Below are 25,155 nucleotides of genomic sequence, written 5' to 3'. Positions count from 1 at the left end.
GTCCCATTTTCACCAAAGACACCGGGAGTGTCAATGAACTCACCGCAAGGCACGACCACTCCCCCCATGGAGTGGCGCATTTCCTCCTACTGCAACGGAGGTAACTGCGTCCAAGTCGCCTTTGCGCCCGATACGGTCAGCGTTCGCGATTCCAAGGTTCTCGACGGCCCCGTGCTGCGCTACTCGCCCGGCGATTGGTCCGCCTTCGTGAGGGCCGTCAAGCAGGGCGCATACGACCGTTATTAGATGCCGTAACCGTGTGCCGGGACCGAAACCAGCGGCCCCGGTACACGGTTAAGCCCAAAAGAGACATTCACATTTTCTGGACATATATTACGATACTCCCGGCATGACATCTCGGCTTCATAATCGATCTTCTGGGAGAGCGTATGACGGGCCGATCTACGTTCAGCGACAGCGTCTGGCATCGACCGGCGTGCAACAACGGAGAGTGCGTAGAGGTGGCCTTCGAGCACGGCAGCGTCGGCGTGCGCGACGGCAAGAACGGCGCGAACGGACCGATCCTCACCTTCACCGCCACGGAGTGGACCTCCTTCGTCCGATCCGTCCGCCGAGGACGCTTCGACATCTCCTGGCTGCGGCGGATCACCCGCAGGAGCAGGAGGTTTGGCCGCTGATGGATGGGTAGTTCCAGCGTCCTCACGATCGGAGGACGCGAAGCATGGGTGGATTCAAGAAGTTCCTGCTGAGGGGCAACCTCGTCGAGCTGGCCGTGGCGGTCGTCGTCGGAGCGACCTTCAGCGGGCTGATCCAGGCACTGGTCAAGGACCTCATCACCCCCCTGATCGGGGCCGTGACGGGTGGCAGGCAGCCGGACTTCTCGCAGTACGTGTTCACGATCAACGGCTCCAAGTTCATGTACGGCGACTTCATCAACCACCTGCTGACCTTCCTCATCATCGCCGCGGTCGTCTACTGGCTGGTCGTGATGCCGATGACCCGCCTGATCGGTTTCTTCGACAGGGACAAGAAGGCCACCGAGAAGGAATGCCCGGAGTGCCTGAGCGACATTCCGATCGACGCCAAGCGTTGCGCGTTCTGCACCGTGGAACTGTCGCGGGTCGCCGTCGGCGACCGGCCTCCGGCGTAACCGGCGACGCGCGAGAGAAGTGCCCCGTACGACGGCCTGCCGCTTCCGGAGAGCACGGGCTCACGATTCCGCAGACGATGGCGGTCACCGACCGGTGGATCGGCCAGAATGGACGCTTAACGTCAGATATCTCGTTGAATCTTACCGAAGTAAGTGAGCGACGATGGCCAGTACCACACCTACTCTCCGTGGCCGTCAACTGGCGGCTCGCCTGCGAGCGCTACGTGAGAAGGCCGGCCTCACCGTCAAAGAGGCCGCCGAAGGCATCGAATGTTCACCTGCGAAGATTCAGCGCATCGAGAACGCTCAACGCGGCGCCATTCCCCGTGAAGTGCGGGACCTGTGCCTGTTGTACGGGGTGCGGGAGCAGGACGAGATCGACACCCTGATGGAGATGGCCCGCGAGGCCAAACAGGCCGGAATCCATCTCGACATAGGCTCCGCCTCCGTCGAGAAGATCCTCCGTACCTATGTCGGGCTCGAGGCGGCGGCCTCGTCCATCTGGGAATTTCAGACCGCCCTCGTCCCCGGCCTCCTCCAGACCGAGGAATACGCCCGCACCCTCACCGGCGGCATGCTTCCGCAGATCACCCCCGACGTCCTGGACACCCGCGTCGCGATCCGCGTCAAGCGGCAGGAGATCCTCACGCGTCCCGACCCGCCGAAGTACTGGGCGGTCATGGACGAGGCGGTGCTGCGTAAGAGGATAGGCGGCGACGGCGTCATGCACGAGCAACTGCTGCACGTGACAGAGATCGCCAGGTTACCCAATGTGACCATTCAGGTCGTCCCCTTCGAGGCAGGCGCCCACATGGGAATCAACAATCCTTTCGTCCTTTTCGAGATCCCGGACTCCAAGATCCCGGACATCGTCTACCTGGAATCCATGACCACGGAGAGATATCTCGAGAAGGCGGTCGATACGGCCCCGTACAAGGAGGCGAAGGAACACATCATCGCAGCGGCGCTCAGCCCGCGAAATTCAATGGAGAAGATCGAGGAGATGAGCAGGAATTATTCGGCCGACTGATTCACCTGGTACAGGTTTACCGGAGGTGAGAACAGTGACGTCATCGGAGTTCGCAGGATCGCCAGACCTGCCGTGGCGTGCATCCAGTTTCTGCAACAACGGATCATGTGTCGAGGTGGCCCGTCTTCCGAACGGCGGAATGGCGGTGCGAGACAACAAGCTCGGCGACGACAGCCCCGTACTGCGCTTCACGCCGAGAGAGTGGGAAAGCTTCGTCGAGAGTGTGAGGTCCGAGATCCCCTGACGGGAAAACGTTTCTCGTATTTCACTCCGACGACCGCAGGACCTCCGCTCATCGACCCGGTCGCCCTCCTGAAGCGGTTCAATTCCTTTCCCCGCAGGCGCCGTGAACGAAATGGCGCCTTCTGGAGTCGCGCCCTTCACCGGAAGACCGGCACATGCGGACCGCCCGGGTCGGCAGGCCGTGTCGCCCGGGGGACAATGGGGTCGTGAGCTTCGAACTGGCCGTCTGGTACGAGCCCGAGCCGATCACCCGGGAACGCGCCCGGGACGTCTTCCGGGCGGCGCGTCACGCGGCGCCGGAGGGCGCACCGGCACGTCCCGGTGAGGCCGGGATCCCCGGGGAGCGCCGCGACGGGCCGGTGGGCCCCGGGGACGGGATCCTCGGTGAGACCGAGGGCGCGGAGCCCCATCCCGGGGTGGTCGCGTTCGCCGGGCGTCTTCCCGGTGCCGAGTGGCTCTCCCCGGGTGTCGTCCTGGTCACCCTGGTCCCGGAACGGGCCGACGAGGACTCGGCCGAGGTCTTCGCGCTGGCGGCCGGGTGCGGGCTGGTCTGCTACGACCCGCGGCGGCACCTGGTGCACAACCTGGAGCCCCGGGGCGTCCACCCCGCCATGGAGATGCGCACGGGCGACGGGATGATCGTGGTCGGCCCCGACCTGGGGCTCGTCTCGGACGCGCTCACCACCCTGTCCCCGCAGAACCCCTTCATGGCACTGGTCGTCTTCGGCGAGCACTTCGTCCAGACCTCCCCGGAACCGTCCGGCTACGAGCTGGAGTACCGCGACAGCGTGCGCGGGCTGATGTTCCGCACGCACGTCGCCGACCTCGCCGCGGTCCAGGACGCCTTCGTCGAGTACGCCACCGGTGGGCGGGCCTTCATGGACCGTCACGACTGGCGGCCCGTCTGACCTTCGTCCGAAGGCCTGTTCCCCCTTCCCGATGTCCGAGGTGTCTCCCGGTCCTGCGAGCCGGCCGCTCTCGCGGGGTGACCGGGAACGTCGGAGGTCGTTCCGCGACTCGCGGAGCCGGCCGGGGGTCCCTGCCGACGAGTGTCCTCACCCGGATCCGACCGGTGTGATCTTCTCCTCGCCGAGCCGTGCCTGGAGGTCGTCGAGAAGAGCGCGCAACAGGTCCGTCAGGGCGGTCCGCTGCTCCGCGGTGAGCCCGGAGATCAGGTCCGCCTCCCGGCCGAGCACCCGGTCGACGAGCCGCTCGACCAGCGCGTGTCCTTCGGGGGTGAGGGTCACCACGACGGATCGCGAGCCGGCGCCGAGCGGTTCCCTGACGACGAGTCCCTCGGCCTCGGCACGGGCCACCCGCTGGGAGATGGCCCCGGCGGTGACGTGCGCGCGCTCGACGAGCTGACGGGTGGTCAGCCGGTACGGCGGCCCGCTGCGCCTGAGCACGCTGAGCAGGTCCAGGATCGCCGGGTCGGCGTCCACGGCGGCGAGCATCCGCCGGCGGTCGTCCCCGAAGATCTTGGCCAGTTGCCAGATCCGGGTGACGACGCCGATCCCCTCGACCGGGGTGCCGGGGCGCTCGCGAAGCCAGGCGAGCGTGATGGCGTCCACCGGGTCGTTCTCGTCCATGATGTCCCCTCCGATTTGCATTTAGGTCTAAACGACACCTATCGTTTAGACCTAAACCTAGCTTAGGGAGTAATCATGACACGCACTGTGGTGGTCACCGGCGCAGGTACCGGCATCGGCCGCGCGGTGGCGGCGGCGTTCGCCGAGGACGGCGACGACGTCGTGATCACAGGTCGTCGCCCCGCGCCCCTCCAGGCGGTCGCCGCCGAGCTCGGCGCCCGCGCCCTCGTGTGCGACGCCGGCGACCCGGACGAGGTGGAGGCGCTGCTGGAACGGCTTCCGGCCTCGGTCGACGTGCTGGTGAACAACGCGGGCGGCAACACCGACTTCGACCGGCAGACCTCGTCGAACCTGCGGGAACTGGCCGACAACTGGCGGGCCAACATCGAGGCCAACCTGCTCACCGCGGTCCTGATGACCACGGCCCTGATCGACCGCCTGGCCGAGGGCGGGGCCGTGATCAGCATCGGCTCGATCGCCGCGGACAAGGGCGCCGGCGCGTACGGCGCGGCCAAGGCCGGGCTGGCCTCGTGGAACGTGGAGCTCTCCGCCGGGCTCGGGCCGCGCGGAGTGACCGCCAACGTCGTCTCCCCCGGCTACATCGCCGACACCGAGTTCTTCCGCGACCGGCTGACGGCCGAGCGCCGGCGTTCCCTCGTGTCGGCGATCCCCACCGGGCGCCCCGGAACCCCGCGGGACGTGGCCGGCGCGGTGAGCTTCCTGGCCTCCCCCGCCGCCCGGCAGATCACCGGCCAGGTCATCGCCGTCAACGGGGGCGAACACGCCACCCGCTGAACGCCGGCCCTCGTAGCCCGGCGGGTCGTCGGAGAACGAGGGAGGAACCTCCCCGGGCGGTCACTCGCCGGGGAAGCGGACCCCCACCTGCGAACGGACCTCGTCCAGGGTGCCCATCACGTCCAGCGTCGCCCGCCAGGGCATCAGCGGGCTCTCCAGCAGGCCCTCGCGCAGGCAGCGCATGGCCTCGGCGGCCTCGTGCAGCATGCCCTTCCCCTCGAAGGGGACGTGGAAGGTCTCCGGCTCGCCCTCCGTGCGGTGCAGGGTGAAGGTGTCGGGGCGGAAGAACGGGCCCGGCACCTCGATCCGGCCGAGCGGGCCGGAGACGGACGCGACGACCGGGCTGTGCGTGGTGATGCCGCAGGACAGCAGGGCGACCGCACCGCTGTCGTAGCCGAGCAGCACGCCGGTGTTCTCGTCCACCCCCTCGGGGGTCAGCCGCGCCCAGGACCGCACCCCGGCGGGGGCGCCGAGCACCATGTGGGCGAAGGAGACGGGGTAGACGCCCACGTCGAGCAGCGCGCCACCGCCCAGTTCCGGGTTGCGGAGCCGGTGGTCGGGCGGGACGGAGACGGAGAACCCGAAGTCGGCGTGGACGGTGGCGACCGGGCCGATGGCGCCGCCCTCGATCAGCTCCATGATCGTGCGGACGGCCGGGATGCAGCGCGTCCACATGGCCTCCATCAGGAACAGGCCCCGCTCGCGCGCGAGGTCGACCAGATCGGCGGCCTGGGCCCGGTTGAGGGTGAACGCCTTCTCGCACAGGACGGCCTTGCCGCCTTCGAGGCAGGTCCGTACGGCGTCGTGGTGGGCGTTCTGGGTGTTGGCGACGTAGACGATGTCCACGTCGGGGTCGGCGGCCAGCTCCGCCCAGCTTCCGTGGGCCCGGGGGATGCCGTGCCGGTCGGCGAAGGCCCGCGCGGACCCCTCCGACCGCGATCCGACCGCGACCACCTCGGCGTCCGGCAGGAGCTTCAGGTCCTCGGTGAAGGTGGCGGCGATGCCGCCGGTCGCCAGAATGCCCCACTTGATCGGCTTAATCGCGCTCATAGCCTCATATCTCACCATGAGTCGTTCTCCAGTGGTCGGCCGGTACGGATCCCGGCCCCACGCGCCCCCGCGGGCGGGCGTCACGGGGCCGGTGATCGCGCGGGGGACGCCCGGCCCGCGGGACCGTCGGTCACGCGGGAGGGACTCGGCCCGCGGGACCGGCGGTCGCCGGGGAGACGCTCAGCCGCGCGTGTCGGCGAGCAGGGCGTTCAGCACCAGGTCGGGATGGTCGCGCATCACGCCCCGCATCCGCCACTCGTCGGTGAACAGCGCCAGCAGGACCCCGTCCAGCGACCGGGTGAAGACCTCCACGCCGCGCTGGCGGGCCAGGATCGGCGCCGACTCGGCGTCGGTGAGCCTGGCGATGCCGAAGTCGAGGCGGTCCATCAGGATCTCGGTGTTGAACTCGGCGGCCATCCGGTGCTTGACCACGTCGAACTGCATCGGGCCCACCGCGGCGAGCACCGGCGACTGGTCACCGCGGACGTCGGAGCGCAGCACCTGGACCACACCCTCGGCGTCGAGCTGCTCGATGCCCTTGCGGAACTGCTTGGACCGGCTGGAGTCGCGGACCCGGGCGGTGGAGAAGTGCTCCGGGGCGAAGCTCGGGATCCTCGGGAACTCCACGGGCGGGCCGTCGTAGAGGGTGTCCCCCGGACGCAGCGCGCTGGCGTTCACCAGGCCGACCACGTCCCCGGGGTAGGCCTCGTCGATCGTGGCGCGCTCCTGGCCGAAGACCGACTGGGCGTACTTGGTGGCGAACGGGCGGGCGGTGGCCGCGTGGACGAGCACCATGCCGCGCTCGAACCTGCCCGAGCAGACCCTGACGAAGGCGATCCGGTCGCGGTGCGAGGGGTCCATGTTGGCCTGCACCTTGAAGACCAGCCCGGAGAACGGCTCCTCGAGCGGGCGCGGGTCGTCGCGCACGTCCGGTCGGGGGGTGGGCGCGGGGGCGATGTCGACCATGGCGTCCAGCAGGCGGCCGACGCCGAAGTTGGACAGCGCGGCACCGAACAGCACCGGGGTGGACTCGTGCGCCTCGAAGGTCTTCTGGTCGTGGTCGGAGCCGATCGCGGAGAGCAGGTCGATCTCGTCCTTGGCCCGCTCCCAGTCCTCGCCCAGCTCGGCCAGGGCCCGCTCGGCGGTCAGGTCGGTCTCGATGGCCTTGGTGGCGCCGCCGGGGGTGCGGGTGTAGCGGACGATCCGGTCGGCGGTCCGGTCGGCCACCCCGTGAAAGAACCCGCCGGTGCCGATCGGCCAGGTGATCGGCGTGGGCTTCAGGCCGGTCCGCTCCTGGATCTCGTCCAGGAGCTCCAGGGCCTCGCGCCCGGGCCGGTCCCACTTGTTGACGAACGTGATCACCGGGATACGGCGGTGCCGGCAGACCTCGAACAGCTTGAGCGTCTGCGGCTCCATGCCCTTGGCGGCGTCCAGCAGCATGACCGCGCAGTCGACGGCGGCCAGCACCCGGTAGGTGTCCTCGGAGAAGTCGGCGTGGCCGGGGGTGTCGACCAGGTTGAACATGTGCCCGCGGTACTCGAAGCGCAGCGCGGCCGAGGTGATGGAGATGCCCCTGGCCTTCTCCATCTCCATCCAGTCGGAGGTCACCCCGCGCCGTCCGGACTTGCCGTGCACCGCGCCGGCCTGGCTGATCGCCGAGGCGTGCAGCGCCAGGGCCTCGGTCATGGTCGACTTGCCCGCGTCGGGGTGGCTGATCACCGCGAACGTGCGGCGCCGTGCCGCCTCCTGAATGATCGCGGCCATTCCTGGTCTCCTCGGTGCGTAAGTCGCGGAACTCCGGGCACAGTGCGGGAGGCACCAAAGGCCCCGAGAGTGTTCTGAGACAGCTTACGCGCCGCCACAGCCGTCAACAGATGTGGCAACACTTCCCCAGGCCGCTTGCGCCACCATGGTGTTAAGTGGATTGTGGAACATCTCGGTTCGCCCACGCCCATCCCAACTGTCCGAAAGCGGCTTAGCTCGTGCAACTCGACGATCCAGTGGTGTGCATATGATCACGCTGCGTTATACGGCAGGCTCCGACGTGGGCCGGGTCCGCCAAGGCAACGAGGACGCCGCCTACGCCGGCGCACGGCTCCTCGCCGTCGCCGACGGGATGGGCGGTCACGTGGGCGGTGAGGTCGCGAGCTCGGCGGCGATCGCCACCGTCGCGTCCCTGGACCAGGAGTGCCCGGGTGACCTCACCGCCGCGGCCGAGGCCGGGGTCCGCAGGGCCAACCAGCGCCTGCGCGAGCTGGTCGAGGAGGACCCGACGCTCAGCGGCATGGGCACCACCCTGACCCTGATGCTCTGGAACGGCTCGCGCGTCGCCCTGGCCCACATCGGCGACTCCCGCGCCTACCTGCTCCGCAACGGCGACCTCTACCAGATCACCTACGACCACACGCTGGTCCAGACGCTGATGGACGACGGCCGGATCACCGCCGAGGAGGCCGCCCGCCACCCGCACCGGTCGATCCTGTTGCAGGTCCTCGACGGCGGCGAGAACCTCGAGCTCGACCTCTCCCTGCGGGACGCCGAGCTCGGTGACCGCTACCTGCTCTGTTCCGACGGGCTGTCCGGGGTGGTCGAGGCCGAACGGCTCCGGCAGGTGCTCGCCGAGGTCGACGACCTGACGGAGGTGACCCGGCGGCTGATCGAGCTCGCCTGCGAGGCGGGGGGCCCCGACAACATCACCTGCGTGGTCGCCGACGTGGTCGAGGGGGAGATCTCCGACACCCCGGTGGTGGTCGGTTCAGCGGACCCGGTGTAGGGACCGTCCCCGACCGGGGAGGACGGCGGCTCAGCTCCCGGCCCGGGTCTCCGCTCAGCTCCCGGCCGGGGACGTCGGGTCTCCGCTCAGCTCCCGACCGGGGACGTCGGGTCTCCGCTCAGGTCCTGGCCGGGGACGACGGCGGCGGTTATCGTCGGAGATCCACGCTCCTGCCGATCACCGTTGCGGAGGGATGTCCCCGTGTACAAGGAATTCGCCATCGAGGCCGTCGTCTGGCTCATTCCCGTCGTGATCCTCGTCGGTCTCGCCTACATGATCACCCGGCCCGTCTGACCCGCCCGCCCGTCACTCCTCGTACGGCAGCCGTACGGTGACGGTGAGACCGCCGCCGTCGCGCGGCCGGGCGGTGACCGTGCCGCCGTGCGCGCCGGCGACTGCCCGGACGATCGACAGGCCGAGCCCGCTGCCGCGCTCGTGGTCCGGCCGGTCGCCCCCGAGCCGGCGGAACGGCTGGAAGATCGCCTCGACGTCGAAGGGCGACACGGCGGAGCCGGTGTTCGCGACCACCAGCTCCACCGTGTCGCCGCGCCTCCGGCTGGTCACCCATGCCTGGCCGCCCGGCAGGTTGTGCCTGATCGCGTTCTCCACGAGGTTCTGCACCAGCCGCTCGACCAGTGCCGCGTCACCCGCGATCGGCGCGTGCCCGGGCGTGCCGTGCACGACCACCCCGCGCGCCCCGGCCTCGGTCCCCGCCTGGTCCACGACGTGCTCCACCACGTCGGCCAGGTCGAACCGGCTCGGATCGTGGATCACCTGCTCGCCCTCGGCCAGCGCGAGCAGGCCGTCGATGAGCCTCTGGTGCCTGGTGTTGACCAGCAGCAGCGACTCGCCGAGCCGCCGTACCTCCTCGGTCGTGCCGGGCGCGCGGACCGCCACGTCGACCAGTGTGCGGTTGATGGCGAGCGGGGTGCGCAGCTCGTGCGAGGCGTTGGCGATGAACCGCCGCTGCCCGTCCACGACGCGGGCCAGCCGTCCCAGCATGACGTCGAAGATGTCGGCCAGCTCCTTGACCTCGTCCTCCGGGCCCTCGTAGCGGATGCGCCCGGCCAGGTCGTGGCTCTGCGCCACGCGCCGGGCGGCGACGGTGACCCTGCGGGCCGGGTGGAGCGCCCAGCCCGCGGCCCACCAGCCGGCCCCGGCGCCGATCGCGGTGGTCCCCAGCACGACGAGAGCCCCCCAGCCGCGCACGGCGCTCATGGTGTCGCGCAGGTAGAGCCGCCGGACCGCCCGCTCGTAGCCGGTCCGGAAGTCCTCCTCCACGGCCCACCCCCCCGGGACGCGGACCACCGCGGAGGTGTTCTCGTGGGGGAGGGGCTGGAGGTTCTGCCGTACGACGAGAAGGACGGCGCCCAGCAGCAGGACGCCGATCAGGAGGGACATGGCGCCGGACAGCAGCGCGAACCTCGTCCGGACGGTCGTTCTCACGGGATCCGGTACCCGACCCCGGTGACGGTCTCGATGACCTGCGGGTCGCCCAGCTTGCGGCGCAACCTCATCATCGTGGTCCGCACCGTGTTGGTGAACAGGTCGATCTGCTCGTCCCACACCTTCTCCAGCAGGACCTCGGCCGAGACCACGGTGCCGCGGGCGCGCAGCAGCTCGGCGAGCAGGCCGAACTCCTTGCGGGCCAGCGGGACGTAACGGCCGGCCCGGAAGACCTGCCGGTGGACCGAGTCGAGGCTGATGTCCGCGTGCCGCAGGATCGGCGGGTCGGCGGGGCCGGCACGCCGGGCCAGGGCCCGCACCCGGGCCAGCAGTTCCTCGAAGGCGAACGGTTTGCGCAGGTAGTCGTCCGCGCCGAGGGACAGCCCCGCCACGCGGTCCCGCACGTCGCCCGCGGCGGTGAGCATCAGGATGCGGACCGCGCCGCCGGTCTCGACCACCGTCCTGCAGACCTCGTCCCCGTGCGTGACCGGCAGGTCCCGGTCCAGGACCAGCACGTCGTAGTCGCAGGCGGCGAGCCGTTCCAGCGCCGCCCCGCCGTCGTGGACCACGTCCACGACCAGTGTCTCGCCGCGAAGGCCCGCCGCGATCGAGTCGGCGAGCATCTGCTCGTCCTCGGCGATCAGAACCCTCATGTCGTCTCTCCCCCGTTCCTCACCCGTCGCTCCCCCGAGCCTGCCGGGCGGGCATGGCATGCCCGCACGCCGCTCAAGGCTGACAGAGGCGGGATAACGCAGGCGTAACCAGATTCGGTTACGCCCGCCCGACCGTCGGTCCACTGGAGTGCGTCCTGTCCCCCTCTCCGTCTCCGCACCTCCATGGACATCGATGTCGTTCGCCTCGCCCGTCTTCCTGTGGTTCTTCATGCCGGTCACGCTGCTGCTCCACTGGCTGCTTCCGCCGCGGCGGCGCAACGCGGTCGTCGCCGTGGCCAGCCTGGTCTTCTACACCTGGGGCGCCGGGCCGTACGCCGCGCTGCTGCTGTCGGCCGTCGCCGTCAACTACGGCGCCGGTCTCGCACTCGACTCGGCGCGGCTGCGGGACCGGCCCCGGGCACGCCGGGCCGTGCTGCTGGCGACCGCCGGGTGGGACGTGGCGATCCTCGCGGTGTGGAAGTACGCCGGTTTCGCCAGTGCCCAGATCGACGCCCTGGCGGGCGCGCTGGGACTGGGCCACACGCCGATCGTGAACCTCGCCCTGCCGATCGGGATCTCGTTCTTCACCTTCCACCATCTGTCGTACGTGGTGGACGTCTACCGGGGCAGCACCCCGGCCCAGCGAGATCCCGTCCGGTTCGTCACCTACATCGCGATGTTCCCGCAGCTCGTCGCCGGGCCGATCGTCCGCTACCACGAGATCGCCGGGCAGCTCGGCGACACGCGGCGCGACCGGCTCGGCGACCTCGCGGCGGGATTTCCCCGCTTCGCCCTGGGCCTGGCCAAGAAGGTGGTCGTCGCCGACTCGATCGCCCCCGTGGCGGACGCCGCGTTCGCGCACGCGGGCGGTGAGATCACCACTCCCACGGCGTGGCTGGGGGCGCTCGCCTACACCCTGCAGATCTACTTCGACTTCTCCGGCTACTCGGACATGGCCGTCGGCCTGGGCACGATGTTCGGGTTCCGGCTTCCGGAGAACTTCGACCGGCCCTACACGGCGTACTCCGTCACCGACTTCTGGCGGCGCTGGCACATGTCGCTGTCCCGCTGGTTCCGCGACTACGTCTACATCCCGCTCGGCGGGAACCGGGGCGGCGCGGCGCGGACGTACCGCAACCTTTTGATCATCTTCGTGCTCTGCGGCTTCTGGCACGGCGCAGGGTGGACCTTCCTGGTCTGGGGGCTGTACCACGGTCTCCTGCTGGTGGCCGAGCGGCTGCTCGGCTGGGACCGCCCGCCCTCGGGCCTCGCGACCCTCGTGCTGCGCCGCGGCGTGACCCTCCTGCTGGTCGTGGTCGGCTGGGTGTTCTTCCGGGCCCCGAGCATGACCGAGGCCGCGGGCATGCTGCGGGCGATGTTCACCTGGCGGCCGGGCGAGCTCGACGAGTTCGCCGCGTTCGCCGCGACCGACCAGCGGACGCTCGTCCTCGTGCTGGCGCTGGCCGCGGTGGCGCTGCCCTCCGCGCCGGCGCTCGGCCCGCTGGTCGAGTCGGGCCGGGGGCCGGTGGCGCGGGCCGCGCGGGCGGCGCTGACCTGGGTGGCCGCCCCCTACGCGGCGGTGCTGGTCGCCGCGGGCACCTTCAGTCCCTTCCTGTACTACCAATTCTGAACGAGGTCCCCGATGAGGATGCCGATGATCACTGGACGGGCGGAGCCGGTGCCGCCCGCGGAACGGCGCCGCCCGGTGTGGCGACGGCCGCCGGGACGGTGGCCCGGACGGTGGCCGGGACGGCCGGTGAGACGGTGGCCGGGACGGTCGGTGAGACGGTGGCCGGTGACGCTGGCGGCGGTGCTGTTCTTCTTCGGTCCCGCCCTGGCCTTCGTCGCGGGCGAGCGCGCCGAGGAGATCGAGAACCGGAGGCTCCCGTCGTTCCCGGCGTTGTCGCGCGGCTGGGACGCCGTCCCGGAGGCGCAGGCCTGGGCGACCGCCCACCTGCCGCTGAGGCAGCACGCGATACGCGGCAACGCCGTCCTGTCGCGGCTGCTGTTCGGGCACGCGCCGTCGTACGGCAGGTCGGCCGCGGACTACCCCAGGGTCATCGAGGGACGCGACGGCTGGCTCTACTTCGGCGACGACGTGATCGAGGCCTGCCGGCCGCGCCGGTCCGTCGCCGACACCCTCGACCGCCTGCGCCGCCTGGCCGGGATCGTGCGGAAGTCCGGCAGGCGGTTCCTGTTCACCGTGGCCCCCGACAAGACCACGGTGACCCCCGGCCGGCTGCCGGAGCGCTTCCCCGGCCGGGACTGCCTTCGGGAACGCAAGAGGGAGTTCTGGGACGCGCTGCGGGCGGCGCGCCTGCCCGGGTACGTGGACCTCAGGGGACCCCTGGAGCGGGCACAGCGGGAATCCGGCACGCCGGCGTACTGGCGGACCGACAGCCACTGGAACGACCGGTCCGCGGGCCTGTACGGCGCCGAACTGGCCCGCGCCCTCGATCCCGCCCTGGTCGGGCACACGCGGCTGGTCGGGGCCGGGCGGGCGGTGCGCGACGGCGACCTGGGCGCGCTGCTGGGCGTGCCCCACGAGGAGAGCGTCGAGCGGTGGAACCTGGTCAGGGACGGCGTGCGGCCGCTCCGGCGGGACGACCGCGAACTGCCCCTGTCGTTCGGCGTCACCCACGTCTCGGACCGCGCGCCGCTGTCGCGGTCCAGGACGCTGCTCGTCGGCGACTCCTTCACCCGCAACTCGCTGCCGTGGGTGCTGCCCTACTTCGCCGACCTCACCTACCTGCGGAGCGACGCCCCGGCCACGGCGGGGCCGGACCACGTGGCGCGGAAGGTCGCCCGCAGCGAGACGGTGGTGCTGGAGGTCGTGGAGCGCCATCTCGTCGGCGGCCGTGCCGAGATGCTGGACGACGCCGTGCTCGCCGCGCTCGAACGGGCGCTCTGAACCCGCGCGGCGGGCACGTCCCCCGACCCGAATGATTCACCGGATATTTTTCCCTTTGGGGAACTTTCTCCTTTAACAGATCTTTATCTATATATAGTCATGAACGCGTGCTCGGGGGGGCGCGAAACCGGTACGCCAGCAGGGGGATCTCACACGCCGATGGGTCCGTTCGTCGATGCCGCGCTCTCTTTCCCGACCGTTCTTTTCACGTTCATGCTCCTGGTCATCGTCGTCTACTGGGTGCTCGTCGTGGCCGGGGTGTTCGGGTTCGACGACGGCGGCCCCGACGGCACGGACGCCTCCGAGGCGACCGGCGCCGCCGGCCTGATGAGCGGGCTGGGACTCGGCGGGGTCCCGGCCGCGATCGCCGTCTCGCTGCTGGTGACCGTCGCCTGGTTCGCCAGCCTGGTGGGCGGCACCCTGTTCACCGGTACCCCCGCCCTGGTCGCGGTGCTCCTCGGGGCACTTCTCTGCGCCTGGGCGTGCACGCGTCTCGTCGTCGTATCGCTGCGGCGTCTCATCCCGAAGGAGCGCCTCCCCTCCCGCGCCGACTTCGTGGGCCGCGCGTGCGTCATCCGCACCAGGCGGGTCGGCCGCGACTTCGGCCAGGCCGAGGTCACCTCCGCGGACGGCTCCTCCGCTCTCGTGCAAGTACGACAGACCGGCGACGAGGATTTCGCAGCCGGCAGCACCGCCCTGATCTTCGCCTATGACTCCCCCGGCGAATTCTTCTGGGTGATGCCGTACGACGCGGAACTCGACCCCGATCGTCCGATCTAACGAGGGAGCACATGGACGTCATCTCCACCGGACTCGGCATTCTCCTCGCCGTCGTCCTCCTGCTCGTCATCGGCATGCTCTTCCTGATCAGCCGTCTGTTCAACAAGGTGGAACAGGGCAAGGCGCTGATCATCTCCAAGATCAACAAGGTGGACGTCACGTTCACCGGCGCCGTCGTGCTGCCCGTCTTCCACAAGGCGGAGCTGATGGACATCTCGGTGAAGACCATCGAGATCGCGCGGACCGGTCGCGAGGGCCTGATCTGCCGCGACAACATCCGCGCCGACATCCGCATCACCTTCTTCGTCCGCGTCAACAAGACCGTCGAGGACGTGGTGAAGGTCGCCCAGGCGATCGGGACCGCCCGCGCCAGCCACCAGGAGACGCTGCAGGAGCTGTTCAACGCCAAGTTCTCCGAGGCGCTCAAGACCGTCGGCAAGCAGCTCGACTTCGTCGACCTCTACACCCAGCGCGACCACTTCCGCGACCAGATCATCCAGGTCATCGGCACCGACCTCAACGGCTACAGCCTGGAGGACGCGGCCATCGACTACCTGGAGCAGACCTCGCTGGCCTCCATGGACAGGAACAACATCCTCGACGCGCAGGGCATCAGGAAGATCACCGAGCTGACCGCGATCGAGCACGTGCGCACCAACGAGTTCCAGCGCCGCGAGGAGAAGGAGATCACCCGCCAGAACGTGGACGCGCGGGAGGCCATCCTGGAGCTGGAGCGCCGCCAGGCCGACGCGGAGACCAAGCAGAAGCGCGAGGTCGCGACCATGCGCGCCCGCGAGGAGGCCGAGACCGCCAAGGTGCAGGCCGAGGAGCGGCTCAAGGCGCACGCCGCCGGGCTGCGCACCGACGAGCAGCTCGGCGTCCAGCAGGAGAACCAGGCCCGTGAGATCGCGGTGGCGGCGAAGAACCGCGAGCGGGTCCTCGCCATCGAGACCGAGCGCATCGAGAAGGACCGCCTGCTGGAGGTCATCGCCCGCGAGCGCGAGACCGAGCTGTCGCGCATCTCCAAGGACAAGGAGGTGGAGGGCGAGAAGCGCTCCATCGCCGAGGTCGTCCGCGAGCGGATCGTCGTGGAGAGGACGGTCGCCGAGCAGGAGGAGAGCATCAAGCGCCTGCGGGTGGTCGAGGAGGCCGAGCGGACCCGCCAGGCCGTGATCATCCAGGCCGAGGCCGAGGCGCAGGAGAGCCTGGTCAAGGACATCAAGGCGGCCGAGGCCTCCGAGGCGGCGTCCAAGCACCGGGCCCGCGAGGCGCTGGTGCTGGCCGAGTCCCGCCAGCAGGCCGCCGAGCTCGACGCCCGCGCCAAGATCCGCCTGGCCGAGGGCGTGCAGGCCGAGACCGCGGCGGCCGGGCTGGCCGAGGTGCAGGTGCGCGAGCGGGACGCCGCGGCGATCGAGAAGGTCGGCCGCGCCGAGGCCACCGTCGAGCGGGAGCGGGCGCTGGCGGTCGCCGAGGGCGAGCAGGCCAGGGCGCTCGCCGTGGCCACCGGGGTGCGCGAGAAGCTCAAGGCCGAGGCCGAGGGTGAGCAGGCCAAGGCGCTGGCCGCCGCCACCGCGATCGGCGAGAAGCTCAAGGCCGAGGCCGAGGGCCTGACCGAGAAGGCCGCGGCGATGGCCGCGCTCGACGACGCGACCCGCGCCCACGAGGAGTACCGCCTGCGGCTGGAGGCGGAGAAGGAGATCCGGCTCGCCGGGGTGGAGGTGCAGCGCAGGATCGCCGAGGCGCAGGCCTCGGTCCTGTCGGCCGGCCTGTCCAAGGCCAACATCGACATCGTCGGCGGCGACAGCGTGTTCTTCGACCGGCTGATGGGCTCGATCACCATGGGCAAGGCCGTGGACGGTTTCGTGGGCCACTCCGACGTCGCCAGGACGCTGGCCGGCCCGTACCTGGACGGCTCGTCGAGCCTTCCCGCCGACCTGGCCGGGATGCTCGGCTCGATCGACGCCGCGGGCGTGCGTGACCTCTCGCTCTCGGCGCTGCTGATGAAGCTGATCAAGGAGGGCGGGCCCGACGCCGACAGGCTGCGCCTCCTGCTGGCCGAGACGCAGGCGTCCGGCACCGCCGAGGTGCCGGCCGGCGCGCTCGACCCCGCCTCGCGGTGACGTCATCCACGGCGGAAGCCGTCACCCAGACCCCCGGCGAGGGGACGGGGCTGGACGCGGGCACCTACGAGGTGCTCCGCGCCCGCCTGGCCGAGCAGGCCGCCGAGCTCGCCCGGCGGGCCGACGCGCTCAACGCCGAACGCCTGGCGGTGTTCGGCGGGACCGAGATGCGCCTGCTGGGCACCGAGCGGATCCGCACCGAGAACAACTGCGTACCGCGTGACATCGTGTCCGTCGGCGGGCTCATGCTCTTCGGCTACAACGTGTTCATCGGGCTGAAGCCGGAGACGACCGTCGAGGACGTCTTCTCCGTGCACACGTTCGTACGGGACACGGGCGCCACCGGCGGCACCGCCGGTGGCGCCGCCGGTGGCGCCGGTGGCCCGGCCGGGGACGGCGGCGCGGGGAACGGCCGGGCCGCCGGGAGCACCGCGGACGGCGCGGACGGCGCGGACGGCGCGGGTGAGGCGGGCAGGCCGTTCCGCTTCGACCCCGCGCCGATGTTCCGCGACCCCCGCTTCGAGCACGACTTCGCCGAGCTGTACCGCTACTACCGGGAGACGCGGCTGCTCCAGCTCCGCCGCGTCGAGGGCAAGCTGCTGGCCGTCTTCCGGACCGGCCCGCAGGACACCCGCGTGCTGCGCTGGCAGGTCGAGACCGACGGCACGCTCACCTACATCGACAACCGCGGGGAGCGCGACCACGTCTTCCCGCCCTCGCACGACTTCGAGTGGATCCCCGCCACCCGCGACGACCACGTCCCGGGCCGTCACCCGCACATCTCGATCGAGGGCGAGGTGTTCGTCGAGACCGTCGGCGGCGACCTCACCATCAAGATCGAGAACAACACCGAGACCGGCGAGGGCGTCTACCGCGAGCCCGTCGCCGAGCCGCTGCAGAGCCTCGCCGACGCGGAGGTGCAGCACGCCAGGATCGGCCCGCTGATCCTTCTTCGGGTGCGCCCGTACAAGGAGACCGAGTGGCGCCACCTGGTCTTCAACACCCGCACCAAGGGCGTGGTCCGCGTGGACGGCATCGGGCAGGCCTGCCGGCGCCTGCCCGAGGACCAGGGGATCATCTTCCCCGGCGGCTACCACCTGGCCACCGGCGTCGGCAAGACCTTCGACACCGACGTGACGGACCTGGAGTTCGAGCGGGTCGTCCGCTCCCCCAACGGCGAGGACGTGCTCTACGTCTTCCACGCCAGGGCGGAGGGGCGGTCGCTGCTGCTGCCGTACAACGTGATCCGCAAGCAGGTGGCGACGCCGCTGTCCTGCCACGGGTACTCGCTGTTCGACGACGGCACGCTGGTGGTCTTCAAGGCCGTCTCCGACGAGCCCACCCGCGTGCACCCCATGCAGGTCTGGCAGACGGCCTACCAGTCCGACCTGTACGCCGCCGGGCGGCGCACGGGCACCGGGCCGCTGGAGCGCATCGGCAACGCCGAGCTGGTGCGGGGCATCTCCGACTGCCTGTCGGTGGCCCGGATGACCGAGGAGATGGCGCCGTCGGTGCCGGTCTTCGAGGCGCTGATCGCCGCCTGCGCCCGGGTCTTCGACCGCTACCACTGGCTGGGCGAGCACCACCTGCGCGGCCCGCTCGCCGACGTGCGGGCCACCGCCGAGCAGGTGCTGGACGAGTTCGAGGCGGTCCAGGAGCTCACCCGGCAGGCGGCCGAGGCGCTGGCGGCCGCCGCCGACGACGTCACCTCGCTGGTACGGCGGGCGCGCGTCGACGCGCCGGGGACCGCCCAGGGATGGGTGGACCGGCTGTCGGAGCTGCGCCGCGCGCAGGGGCACCTGGTGACCCTGCGCGAGATGCGCCACGTCGACCTCGGCGGGATCGACGCGCTGGAGACGGAGCTGACCGCCGAGCTCGGCGCCACCGCGCGGAGCGCCGCGGGCTTCCTCAGCGGCGACGACGCCTTCGCCGGCTACCACGCCGACGTCGAGCGGCTGGTCGCGGACGCGGGCACGATCGCGACCGTGGCCGAGGCCGGGCCGGTCGCCGAGCGGATGGACCGGCAGGCGCGCGGCCTGGAGGTCCTCGTCGAGGTCGTCGGCACGCTCGACATCGCCGACGCCACCGTGCGCACCGCCATCCTGGAGCGGGTCGGCGAGGTGCTCGGCGGCGTCAACCGCGCCCGCGCCACGCTCCGGTCCCGCCGCGCGGAGCTGCTGGCCGGTGAGGGGCGGGCCGCGTTCGCCGCCGAGTACGCCCTGCTGGGCCAGGCGATCACCGGCGCCCTGGCGATGTCCGACACCCCCGAGCGCTGCGACGAGCAACTGGGCCGGCTGATGCTCCAGCTGGAGAACCTCCAGGCGCGCTTCGCCGAGTTCGACGACTTCCTGGGGCGGCTGGACGCCAAGCGGGAGGACGTCTACGAGGCGTTCTCCTCGCGCCGCCAGGCGCTGCTCGACGAGCGGGCCCGCCGCGCCGACCGGCTGGTCGACTCGGCGGCCCGCGTCCTGACCGGGGTACGGCGCCGGACGGCGGGCCTGGCGTCCCAGGACGAGGTCAACACCTACTTCGGGTCCGACCCGATGGTGCTCAAGCTCAGGGCCGTTGCCGGCGAGCTGCGCGCGCTGGGCGACCAGGTCCGCGCCGAGGAGCTCGAAGGACGGATCGCGTCCGCCCGCCAGGAGGCGGGCCGGGCGCTGCGCGACCGCCTGGACCTCTACGTCGACGGCGGCGACACCATCCGGCTCGGCCGGCACCTGTTCGCGGTCAACACCCGGCCGGCCGACCTGACGCTGGTGCCCCACGAGGGCGGCATGGCGTTCGCCGTCACCGGGACCGACTACCGCGCCCCGGTGCGCGACGCGGCCTTCGCCGAGACCCGGCCGTTCTGGGAACAGGCGGCCGTCTCGGAGTCGCCCGAGGTCTACCGGGGCGAGTACCTGGCCGCCTCGATCCTGGCCGCCGCCGAGGCCGGCACCCTGACCGTGGGCGAGACCCCGGTCCCGGCGCGGGCGCTGCACGAGGCCGCGGCGTCCGAGGGCGGGGAGCTGCTGGAGATCGTCCGCCGGGTGGCGGAGACCCGCTACGACGAGGGGTACGAGCGCGGCGTCCACGACCACGACGCCACCGCCGTCCTGCGGGCCGTGCTCCGGCTGCACGCGGACGCCGGCCTGCTGCGCCACCCGCCGGAGGCCAGGGCCGCGGCCCAGCTGTTCTGGGCGTTCGGCGTCGACACCGACGCCCGCGCGACCTGGACGACCCGGGTGGGGTCGCTGGCGCGGGCGCGGTCCCTGTTCGGCCGCGTGGAGGCGGTGGCCGAGACCCGCGACGCCCTGGCCCGCGCGATCGCGTCCTTCGTCCGGCCCCTGCGCGGCGGAGCGGCGGACGCGGCGGGATCACCGGGGGCGGCGGGTGCGATGGGCGCGGCCGGGTCGGCGGGATCGGCGGGGCCGGCGGGATCGGTGGACGACCTGGACGACCTGGACGCCGGGCAGGCCGGGGAGTACCTCTTCGAGGAGCTCGCGGGCGGGCAGGACGGGTTCGTGACGAGCGCCGGCGCCCGGTCGCTGCTGGAGCGGTTCGACCGGGCGCTGGGGCCCGCCCGCGCGGGGTTCGAGGACGACCTGCGGGCGCTGGGCGACGACCTCGCCGGCCGTCACCGCCTGGCCGAGGCGTGGCTGTCGGCCTTCGAGGGCACCGGGCGGGACGCGGCGGGCGAGATCGCGGAGGCGGTGGCCGTGCTGCTGTGCGAGCTGCCGCGCTACGACTCGGAGGCGGCGCCGGCCGTGGTGGTCGAGGACCTGCTCGGCACCCATCCCCGGATCTCCGCGCACCGCATGGAGCTGCGCCTGGACGAGTTCCTCACCAGGACCCGGCGCTTCCGCGAGCACCGCGTCCCGGCGTACCGCGCCTACCAGCGGCGGCGCAACGAGCTGGTCGCGGCCGAGCGCGAGCGGTTGAGGCTGGAGGAGTTCCGCCCGAAGGTGATGAGCGCCTTCGTCCGCAACCAGCTCCTCGACGAGGTCTACCTGCCGCTGATCGGCGACAACCTGGCCAAGCAGCTCGGCGCGGCCGGTGACGCCGAGCGGACCGACCAGATGGGCATGCTGCTGCTCATCTCCCCGCCGGGGTACGGCAAGACCACGCTGATGGAGTACGTGGCCGACCGGCTCGGGCTGATCTTCGTGAAGGTCGACGGGCCGGCCCTGGGACACCTGGTCACCTCGCTGGATCCGGCGCAGGCACCCGACGCCACGGCCCGGCAGGAGGTCGAGAAGATCTCCTTCGCGCTGGAGATGGGCAACAACGTCCTGCTGTACCTGGACGACATCCAGCACACCTCCCCCGAGCTGCTGCAGAGGTTCATCTCGCTCTGCGACGGCCAGCGGCGGATGGAGGGCGTCTGGGAGGGCCGTACCCGCACCTACGACCTGCGGGGCAAGCGCTTCGCGGTCTGCATGGCGGGCAACCCCTACACCGAGTCGGGCGGGCGTTTCCGCGTCCCCGACATGCTGGCCAACCGCGCCGACGTGTGGAACCTGGGCGACGTGCTCTCCGGCAGGGAGGAGCTGTTCGCGCTGAGCTACATCGACAACGCGCTGACCTCCAACCCGGTGCTGGCCCCGCTCGCCGGCCGGGACCGCGGCGACGTCCGCCTGCTGGTGCGGCTGGCGCGGGGCGAGGAGGGCGTCCGGGCCGACCGGCTCTCGTACCCGTACTCGCCGACGGAGCTGGAGCAGGTCCTGTCGGTGCTGCGCAAGCTGCTGCGGGTCCAGCGGACGGTGCTGGCGTGCAACCAGGAGTACATCGCCTCGGCCGCGCGGTCGGACGCCTCGCGGACCGAGCCGCCGTTCCGGCTCCAGGGCTCGTACCGGAACATGAACAGGCTCGCGGCGCGGGTCATGCCGGTGATGAACGACGCGGAGCTGGAGGCCGTGATCGACGACCACTACGTCGGTGAGGCGCAGACGCTCACCTCCGGGGCGGAGTCCAACCTGCTCAAGCTGGCCGAGCTGCGCGGCACCATGACGGCCGGGCAGGCCGCCCGGTGGGCGGAGGTGAAGGCGGCCCACCTGCGCTCCCAGGCGCTGGGCGGCGCCGAGGACGACCCGGTGACCCGCGCGGTCGGCGCGGTCGGCCTGCTGGCCGACCGGGTGAGCACCGCCATCGAGCACGCCGCCGACCGGTTGTCCGCCGAACCGTGACCCGGTGGGCGGGCGGCGACCGCCCGCCCGCCGGGAGCGCGCCGGCCGGTCCGGGGACGGGCACGCGACCCGGTCGGCCGGGCCGGCCGGGCCGGCCGGCGAGGCGGCCGTGGCGACCGGAAAGGACCGGCGGGAGAACGCGCCCGCGAAAGGCGTTCCGCGGGGAAATCCGTGTTGCCTCGTCCCTCCGCCAGGCACTACATTGAATTCATGACTGCCGGGTCGGCCTTGGGCCAAGAGCGAGTGGGGCACCCGGCCTTCGCGTGACCGCCAGGTGGGCCAGAGGCCCGCCTTTTCTTTTTCCGCGCATTCCGAGCATTCCGCGCGACGTTTCCATGAGCACGACGGTGCAGGTCACCGTCGCTTCAGCGTGCCTTCGACGAACCGGTCCGGCGGGCGGGTCATCCGCCCCGGCCGGATATTCGGCACGCCCTTTCCCGTTGTCACCCGCACCGCGGCAGGCATCACCCGACGGTGATTTCGCACCGCCCGCCGTGCGGTCATTCGCCATGCCCGCGAACGGTCCGCGGGCCATCGACAAGGAGCACGTACAGAGAATGCCCAATGATTTCAACCGGCAGGTCATCGAGGAGTTCCGCGCCAACGCCGGCCGGGTCGGCGGTTTCTTCGAGGGGGCCCGGCTGCTGTTGCTGACCACGGTCGGCGCGCGGTCCGGAGCCCCGCACACGACCCCGCTCGGCTACCTCCCCGACGGCGACCGGGTCCTGGTCATCGCCTCGGCCGCGGGCGCGCCGAGGCATCCGGCCTGGTTCCACAACCTGGTGGCCGACCCTCGCGTCACGGTCGAGACCGGCGCCTTCACCTACGAGGCGCGGGCCGTCGTGCTGGAGGGCGGCGAACGCGACCGGCTCTTCGCCCGCGCGGTCGAGGCCGACCCCGGATGGGCCGACTACCAGGCCAAGACCGACCGCGTCATCCCGGTGGTCGCCCTGCGACAGGCCGGGGACGGGCCCCCGGCGCCGAACGTCACGTCCTGGGGCGCGCACCTGAAGCTGGTCCACGACGCCTTCCGGCGGGAGCTGGCCCTGATCCGCGAGGAGGTCGCGCGGTCGGGTCCCGGCCTGGGCGCCCAGCTCAGGGTGAACTGCCTGACGCTCTGCCAGGGGATGCACAACCACCACACCGGTGAGGACCTGATGATGTTCCCGGCGCTGGGCCGGGACCGTCCCGACCTGGAGCCGGTGCTGGAGCGGCTCCGCGAGGAGCACCGGACGATCGCGACCCTCCTGGACGACCTGCGCGAGGTCGTCTCCGCCGACCGCGCCGACCCCCTGCCGGTGCTCACCGAGGTCGAGCGGCTCACCGGCGCGGTCGAGGCCCACCTGGTCTACGAGGAGGAGTGGCTGATCCCGATCCTGGACGCGCCGGCTCCCTGACCGGGCGGCGCCCGCCCCCCGGGCACGGTGGCTCCGGGGGGCGGGATCGCCGCACCCCGGGACCGCCGCACCCCGGGGCCGGACCGGGACCGCAGGCTCAGCGCCGGGCGCTCTTGCGCCACCACCAGAACATCGCCAGGACGGTGCCGAGCACGCAGTAGGCGCCGGCGAGCTGGAAGACGAACGCCACGCCTCCCGCCGCGATCAGGATCCCGGCGATCGAGGTGCCGACGCCCGAGGAGATCGAGTCCGAGGCGCTGGCCACGCCGAAGGAACGGCCGAGTGCCGCCGGGGGCGCCAGCTTGGTGATCAGCGCGTAGGTGAGGGGCACCGAGACGGCCATCAGCACACCCTCGACCACCGAGATGACGATGGCCATCCAGATGCTGGTCGTCACCGCGTACGCGAACGCCAGCACGCCCAGCAGGCCGGTGACCACGCCCACCACCAGCCAGCGGGGGGTGTTGGGCAGCACCTTGGAGGCGTGCGGGGACAGCAGCACCACCGGCAGCATCGTCGCGGTGAACGACCACGGGATGATCGGGTCGGCCGCGCCGAGCTCGCGCAGGTAGGGACCCCACAGCACGGCGTACACGCCGTACATGGTGGCGGTGGCGGAGACCAGGGCGATCACCGGGCCGATGGAGCGCAGCACGTCCAGCAGCGAGGTCCTGTCCACCGCGTCCGTGCCCGTGCCCGTACCCGTGCCCGCGGCCTGTCCGGGCGTCGCGGTCCCGTCCGCCTCGCCGGCGTTCTTCCCGCCCTCCGCGCGTCCGGCGCCTTCGGCGTCCTCCGGCTTCCCGGCGCTCTGGCCCCCGTCCTTGCGCAGTTCCGCCGGGAGGGCGGCGGTGCGGCTCAGCAGGCTGACGACGCCGGCGCTGCCGAGGGCCACCACCGCGAACCAGGGGGCGGCGGCGGTGCCGTCGATCACGACCAGGCCGACCATGATCGGCCCGACCAGCGCCCCGGCCGTCCCCACGCTGTTGAACCGGCCGAAGATCCGCTCGTGCTCGGCCGCCGGGGTGGCCAGGCCGATCGTGGTGCGCAGCGCGTTCCCGGCCGCCGCCATGCCGCCCGTGGTGAACAGGTAGGCGACGGCCATCACCGGGAGGTAGGAGATCATGATGAAGGCCAGCGCGGCGAGGAACGCCACCGCGCAGCCGCCGACCAGTGCCCGCCAGGCCCCGAACCGGTCCACCAGCCGGCCGGTGATCAGGTTCGAGGCGGCGGCGCCGAAGGCGGAACAGATCATCACGGTGCCGAGCATGGCCAGCTCGACCCCGCGGTCCAGCAGGTAGGGGACGATGATGGCGATGGTCCCCATCTGCGACGCGCGCAGCAGGAAGGTGACCGTGAAGGCTCCGCGCAGCGAGACCGCGTACGGCACCGCCGGCGGGGGAGGCGGGGCGAGCCGCGCCTCGACCCGGCTCATCCCCTCTCACCCCGGTCGACGACGCCGACCGGGCTGCTCTGCGGGCCGACGGCGCAGATGTACCAGCGCATCCGGTCCAGGACGCGGGGGGCCCACATCTCCCGGGCGTGCTCCAGGTCGGCCTCGGACAGGCCGCGGTGGGTGACCACGAGCATGGTCGCCCTGGGGGTCGGCCAGAGCCTGATCTCGGCGACGCTGCGCCGCGTGGGCCAGCCCTCGCAGTCCATGGTCACCGCGACCCGCTCGCCCAGGACGAGCTCGGCGGTGGTGGCCGACAGCCCGAACTCCGCGATGCTCCAGCGCACCCCCTCGGAGGTCTCGCCGGCCGGCTCGCCGGTCCACGCCGCCAGGGAGGCCGGATCGGTGAGGGCCCGGTAGATCTGGCTGGCCGTGCCGCGCTGGATGATGTCGGTGACGAGCACGGAGTGGGTGCCGTCCTCGTGCGCGTAACTCGGGTCCTGCTTGCTGCCCGGCCGGAAACTCAGGGACGTCAAGGAAGGTCCTCTCAAGGCAGAGGTGGCCGTGACGTCACGACGCCGCGGGCACCGGGGTGCTACGGGGGGGTGCCGGGATCCCGAGGTGCCGGGATCCCGGGGCCGGGGGTGCGGCGACGGCCCGCTCCAGCTCGGTGAACCTCTCGAAGACCGAGGAGCGGAACGT

Annotated in this window: 21 protein-coding genes; 14 read left to right on the top strand and 7 right to left on the bottom strand. The window is 71.5% G+C overall.

All coding sequences use genetic code 11. From position 1 onward, the window contains the following. Positions 1–33: 33 nt before the first annotated feature. The 6 genes from AB0G16_RS00105 to AB0G16_RS00080 all read left to right on the top strand — a co-directional run bounded on the left by AB0G16_RS00105 (position 34) and on the right by AB0G16_RS00080 (position 3,292). The gene (locus AB0G16_RS00105; protein WP_362796871.1) at positions 34–246 is read left to right on the top strand and encodes a DUF397 domain-containing protein; all 213 of its coding nucleotides are present in this window, start codon (positions 34–36) and stop codon (positions 244–246) included. Positions 247–389: 143 nt separating this feature from the next. Continuing rightward, positions 390–638 (top strand): DUF397 domain-containing protein, encoded by a 249-nt coding sequence (locus AB0G16_RS00100; RefSeq protein WP_362796870.1) that lies wholly within the window; start codon positions 390–392, stop codon positions 636–638. Positions 639–682: 44 nt separating this feature from the next. Next, positions 683–1,111: a large conductance mechanosensitive channel protein MscL gene (gene mscL, locus AB0G16_RS00095; protein ID WP_362796869.1), complete on the top strand. Its 429-nt coding sequence runs from the start codon at positions 683–685 to the stop codon at positions 1,109–1,111. A 163-nt stretch (positions 1,112–1,274) separates the two neighbouring features. Beyond that, a complete protein-coding gene (locus AB0G16_RS00090; protein ID WP_362796868.1) occupies positions 1,275–2,141 on the top strand; it encodes a helix-turn-helix transcriptional regulator in 867 nt (288 codons plus the stop codon). Between the two features lie 25 nt (positions 2,142–2,166). Continuing rightward, positions 2,167–2,385, top strand: a complete 219-nt coding sequence (locus AB0G16_RS00085) for a DUF397 domain-containing protein (protein ID WP_362796867.1) — start codon at positions 2,167–2,169, stop codon at positions 2,383–2,385. 205 nt (positions 2,386–2,590) lie between these two features. Continuing rightward, positions 2,591–3,292 carry a hypothetical protein gene (locus AB0G16_RS00080; RefSeq protein WP_362796866.1) on the top strand — a complete coding sequence of 234 codons (702 nt, stop codon included), beginning with the start codon at positions 2,591–2,593 and terminating at the stop codon, positions 3,290–3,292. A 147-nt stretch (positions 3,293–3,439) separates the two neighbouring features. Here AB0G16_RS00080 and AB0G16_RS00075 read toward each other — a convergent pair whose 3' ends face one another. Further along, the gene (locus AB0G16_RS00075) at positions 3,440–3,973 is read right to left on the bottom strand and encodes a MarR family transcriptional regulator (protein WP_362796865.1); all 534 of its coding nucleotides are present in this window, start codon (positions 3,971–3,973) and stop codon (positions 3,440–3,442) included. 75 nt (positions 3,974–4,048) lie between these two features. On the opposite strand from AB0G16_RS00075, the gene AB0G16_RS00070 reads away from it, so the two are divergent. Further along, complete coding sequence (locus tag AB0G16_RS00070; RefSeq protein ID WP_362796864.1) at positions 4,049–4,768, top strand: SDR family oxidoreductase; 720 nt, start codon at positions 4,049–4,051, stop codon at positions 4,766–4,768. Between the two features lie 60 nt (positions 4,769–4,828). Here the strand turns inward: AB0G16_RS00070 and AB0G16_RS00065 are convergent, their stop codons facing one another. Both AB0G16_RS00065 and AB0G16_RS00060 read right to left on the bottom strand, forming a co-directional pair. Then, entirely contained in the window at positions 4,829–5,818 is a 990-nt protein-coding gene (locus tag AB0G16_RS00065; RefSeq protein WP_362796863.1) for a Gfo/Idh/MocA family oxidoreductase, read from the bottom strand. Positions 5,819–5,998: 180 nt separating this feature from the next. Continuing rightward, positions 5,999–7,582: a peptide chain release factor 3 gene (locus AB0G16_RS00060; RefSeq protein ID WP_362796862.1), complete on the bottom strand. Its 1,584-nt coding sequence runs from the start codon at positions 7,580–7,582 to the stop codon at positions 5,999–6,001. A 247-nt stretch (positions 7,583–7,829) separates the two neighbouring features. Here AB0G16_RS00060 and AB0G16_RS00055 point away from each other — a divergent pair, with 247 nt between their 5' ends. Beyond that, positions 7,830–8,591 (top strand): protein phosphatase 2C domain-containing protein, encoded by a 762-nt coding sequence (locus AB0G16_RS00055; RefSeq protein WP_362796861.1) that lies wholly within the window; start codon positions 7,830–7,832, stop codon positions 8,589–8,591. Between the two features lie 306 nt (positions 8,592–8,897). Here the strand turns inward: AB0G16_RS00055 and AB0G16_RS00050 are convergent, their stop codons facing one another. Together AB0G16_RS00050 and AB0G16_RS00045 are read right to left on the bottom strand one after the other, a co-directional pair. Next, positions 8,898–10,037 (bottom strand): HAMP domain-containing sensor histidine kinase, encoded by a 1,140-nt coding sequence (locus AB0G16_RS00050; protein ID WP_362796860.1) that lies wholly within the window; start codon positions 10,035–10,037, stop codon positions 8,898–8,900. Then, entirely contained in the window at positions 10,034–10,690 is a 657-nt protein-coding gene (locus tag AB0G16_RS00045) for a response regulator transcription factor (protein WP_362796859.1), read from the bottom strand. The genes AB0G16_RS00050 and AB0G16_RS00045 overlap by 4 nt, the downstream gene beginning before the upstream one ends. Positions 10,691–10,883: 193 nt before the next feature. Between AB0G16_RS00045 and AB0G16_RS00040 the strand changes: the two genes are divergently transcribed. The 6 genes from AB0G16_RS00040 (at position 10,884) to AB0G16_RS00015 (ending at position 23,063) form a co-directional block, all read left to right on the top strand. Next, positions 10,884–12,320 carry an MBOAT family protein gene (locus AB0G16_RS00040; RefSeq protein WP_362796858.1) on the top strand — a complete coding sequence of 479 codons (1,437 nt, stop codon included), beginning with the start codon at positions 10,884–10,886 and terminating at the stop codon, positions 12,318–12,320. A 150-nt stretch (positions 12,321–12,470) separates the two neighbouring features. Next, complete coding sequence (locus tag AB0G16_RS00035; protein ID WP_362796857.1) at positions 12,471–13,601, top strand: hypothetical protein; 1,131 nt, start codon at positions 12,471–12,473, stop codon at positions 13,599–13,601. A 213-nt stretch (positions 13,602–13,814) separates the two neighbouring features. Continuing rightward, positions 13,815–14,381 carry a hypothetical protein gene (locus tag AB0G16_RS00030; protein WP_362796856.1) on the top strand — a complete coding sequence of 189 codons (567 nt, stop codon included), beginning with the start codon at positions 13,815–13,817 and terminating at the stop codon, positions 14,379–14,381. An 11-nt stretch (positions 14,382–14,392) separates the two neighbouring features. Next, entirely contained in the window at positions 14,393–16,501 is a 2,109-nt protein-coding gene (locus AB0G16_RS00025) for a flotillin family protein (protein WP_362796855.1), read from the top strand. Continuing rightward, entirely contained in the window at positions 16,498–21,666 is a 5,169-nt protein-coding gene (locus AB0G16_RS00020) for a DNA repair ATPase (RefSeq protein ID WP_362796854.1), read from the top strand. The genes AB0G16_RS00025 and AB0G16_RS00020 overlap by 4 nt, the downstream gene beginning before the upstream one ends. Before the next feature lie 557 nt (positions 21,667–22,223). Continuing rightward, positions 22,224–23,063: a nitroreductase/quinone reductase family protein gene (locus AB0G16_RS00015; RefSeq protein ID WP_362796853.1), complete on the top strand. Its 840-nt coding sequence runs from the start codon at positions 22,224–22,226 to the stop codon at positions 23,061–23,063. A gap of 97 nt (positions 23,064–23,160) precedes the next feature. On the opposite strand, the gene AB0G16_RS00010 is transcribed toward AB0G16_RS00015, so the two are convergent. After that, complete coding sequence (locus tag AB0G16_RS00010) at positions 23,161–24,495, bottom strand: MFS transporter (RefSeq protein WP_362796851.1); 1,335 nt, start codon at positions 24,493–24,495, stop codon at positions 23,161–23,163. Further along, positions 24,492–24,989, bottom strand: coding sequence for an SRPBCC domain-containing protein (locus AB0G16_RS00005; protein ID WP_362796849.1), 498 nt, complete (start codon positions 24,987–24,989; stop codon positions 24,492–24,494). Before AB0G16_RS00005 ends, AB0G16_RS00010 begins: the two co-directional genes overlap by 4 nt. Positions 24,990–25,155: the final 166 nt, after the last annotated feature.

Source organism: Streptosporangium sp. NPDC023615 (assembly GCF_040640155.1).
Taxonomy (GTDB): Bacteria; Actinomycetota; Actinomycetes; order Streptosporangiales; family Streptosporangiaceae; genus Streptosporangium.
The sequence above is the reverse complement of the archived record's forward strand: the minus strand, read 5'-3'. Positions and strand labels throughout refer to the sequence as shown.

Bases quoted from the DNA above. Each gene is read 5' to 3' on its own strand.
- AB0G16_RS00065 (WP_362796863.1), bottom strand. From the start codon at position 5,818: ATGAGCGCGATTAAGCCGATCAAGTGGGGCATTCTGGCGACCGGCGGC.
- AB0G16_RS00060 (WP_362796862.1), bottom strand. From the start codon at position 7,582: ATGGCCGCGATCATTCAGGAGGCGGCACGGCGCCGCACGTTCGCGGTG.
- AB0G16_RS00090 (WP_362796868.1), top strand. From the start codon at position 1,275: ATGGCCAGTACCACACCTACTCTCCGTGGCCGTCAACTGGCGGCTCGC.
- AB0G16_RS00045 (WP_362796859.1), bottom strand. From the start codon at position 10,690: ATGAGGGTTCTGATCGCCGAGGACGAGCAGATGCTCGCCGACTCGATC.
- AB0G16_RS00105 (WP_362796871.1), top strand. From the start codon at position 34: ATGAACTCACCGCAAGGCACGACCACTCCCCCCATGGAGTGGCGCATT.
- AB0G16_RS00025 (WP_362796855.1), top strand. From the start codon at position 14,393: ATGGACGTCATCTCCACCGGACTCGGCATTCTCCTCGCCGTCGTCCTC.
- AB0G16_RS00070 (WP_362796864.1), top strand. From the start codon at position 4,049: ATGACACGCACTGTGGTGGTCACCGGCGCAGGTACCGGCATCGGCCGC.
- AB0G16_RS00030 (WP_362796856.1), top strand. From the start codon at position 13,815: ATGCTCCTGGTCATCGTCGTCTACTGGGTGCTCGTCGTGGCCGGGGTG.
- AB0G16_RS00055 (WP_362796861.1), top strand. From the start codon at position 7,830: ATGATCACGCTGCGTTATACGGCAGGCTCCGACGTGGGCCGGGTCCGC.
- mscL (WP_362796869.1), top strand. From the start codon at position 683: ATGGGTGGATTCAAGAAGTTCCTGCTGAGGGGCAACCTCGTCGAGCTG.
- AB0G16_RS00010 (WP_362796851.1), bottom strand. From the start codon at position 24,495: ATGAGCCGGGTCGAGGCGCGGCTCGCCCCGCCTCCCCCGCCGGCGGTG.
- AB0G16_RS00040 (WP_362796858.1), top strand. From the start codon at position 10,884: ATGTCGTTCGCCTCGCCCGTCTTCCTGTGGTTCTTCATGCCGGTCACG.
- AB0G16_RS00075 (WP_362796865.1), bottom strand. From the start codon at position 3,973: ATGGACGAGAACGACCCGGTGGACGCCATCACGCTCGCCTGGCTTCGC.
- AB0G16_RS00015 (WP_362796853.1), top strand. From the start codon at position 22,224: ATGCCCAATGATTTCAACCGGCAGGTCATCGAGGAGTTCCGCGCCAAC.
- AB0G16_RS00100 (WP_362796870.1), top strand. From the start codon at position 390: ATGACGGGCCGATCTACGTTCAGCGACAGCGTCTGGCATCGACCGGCG.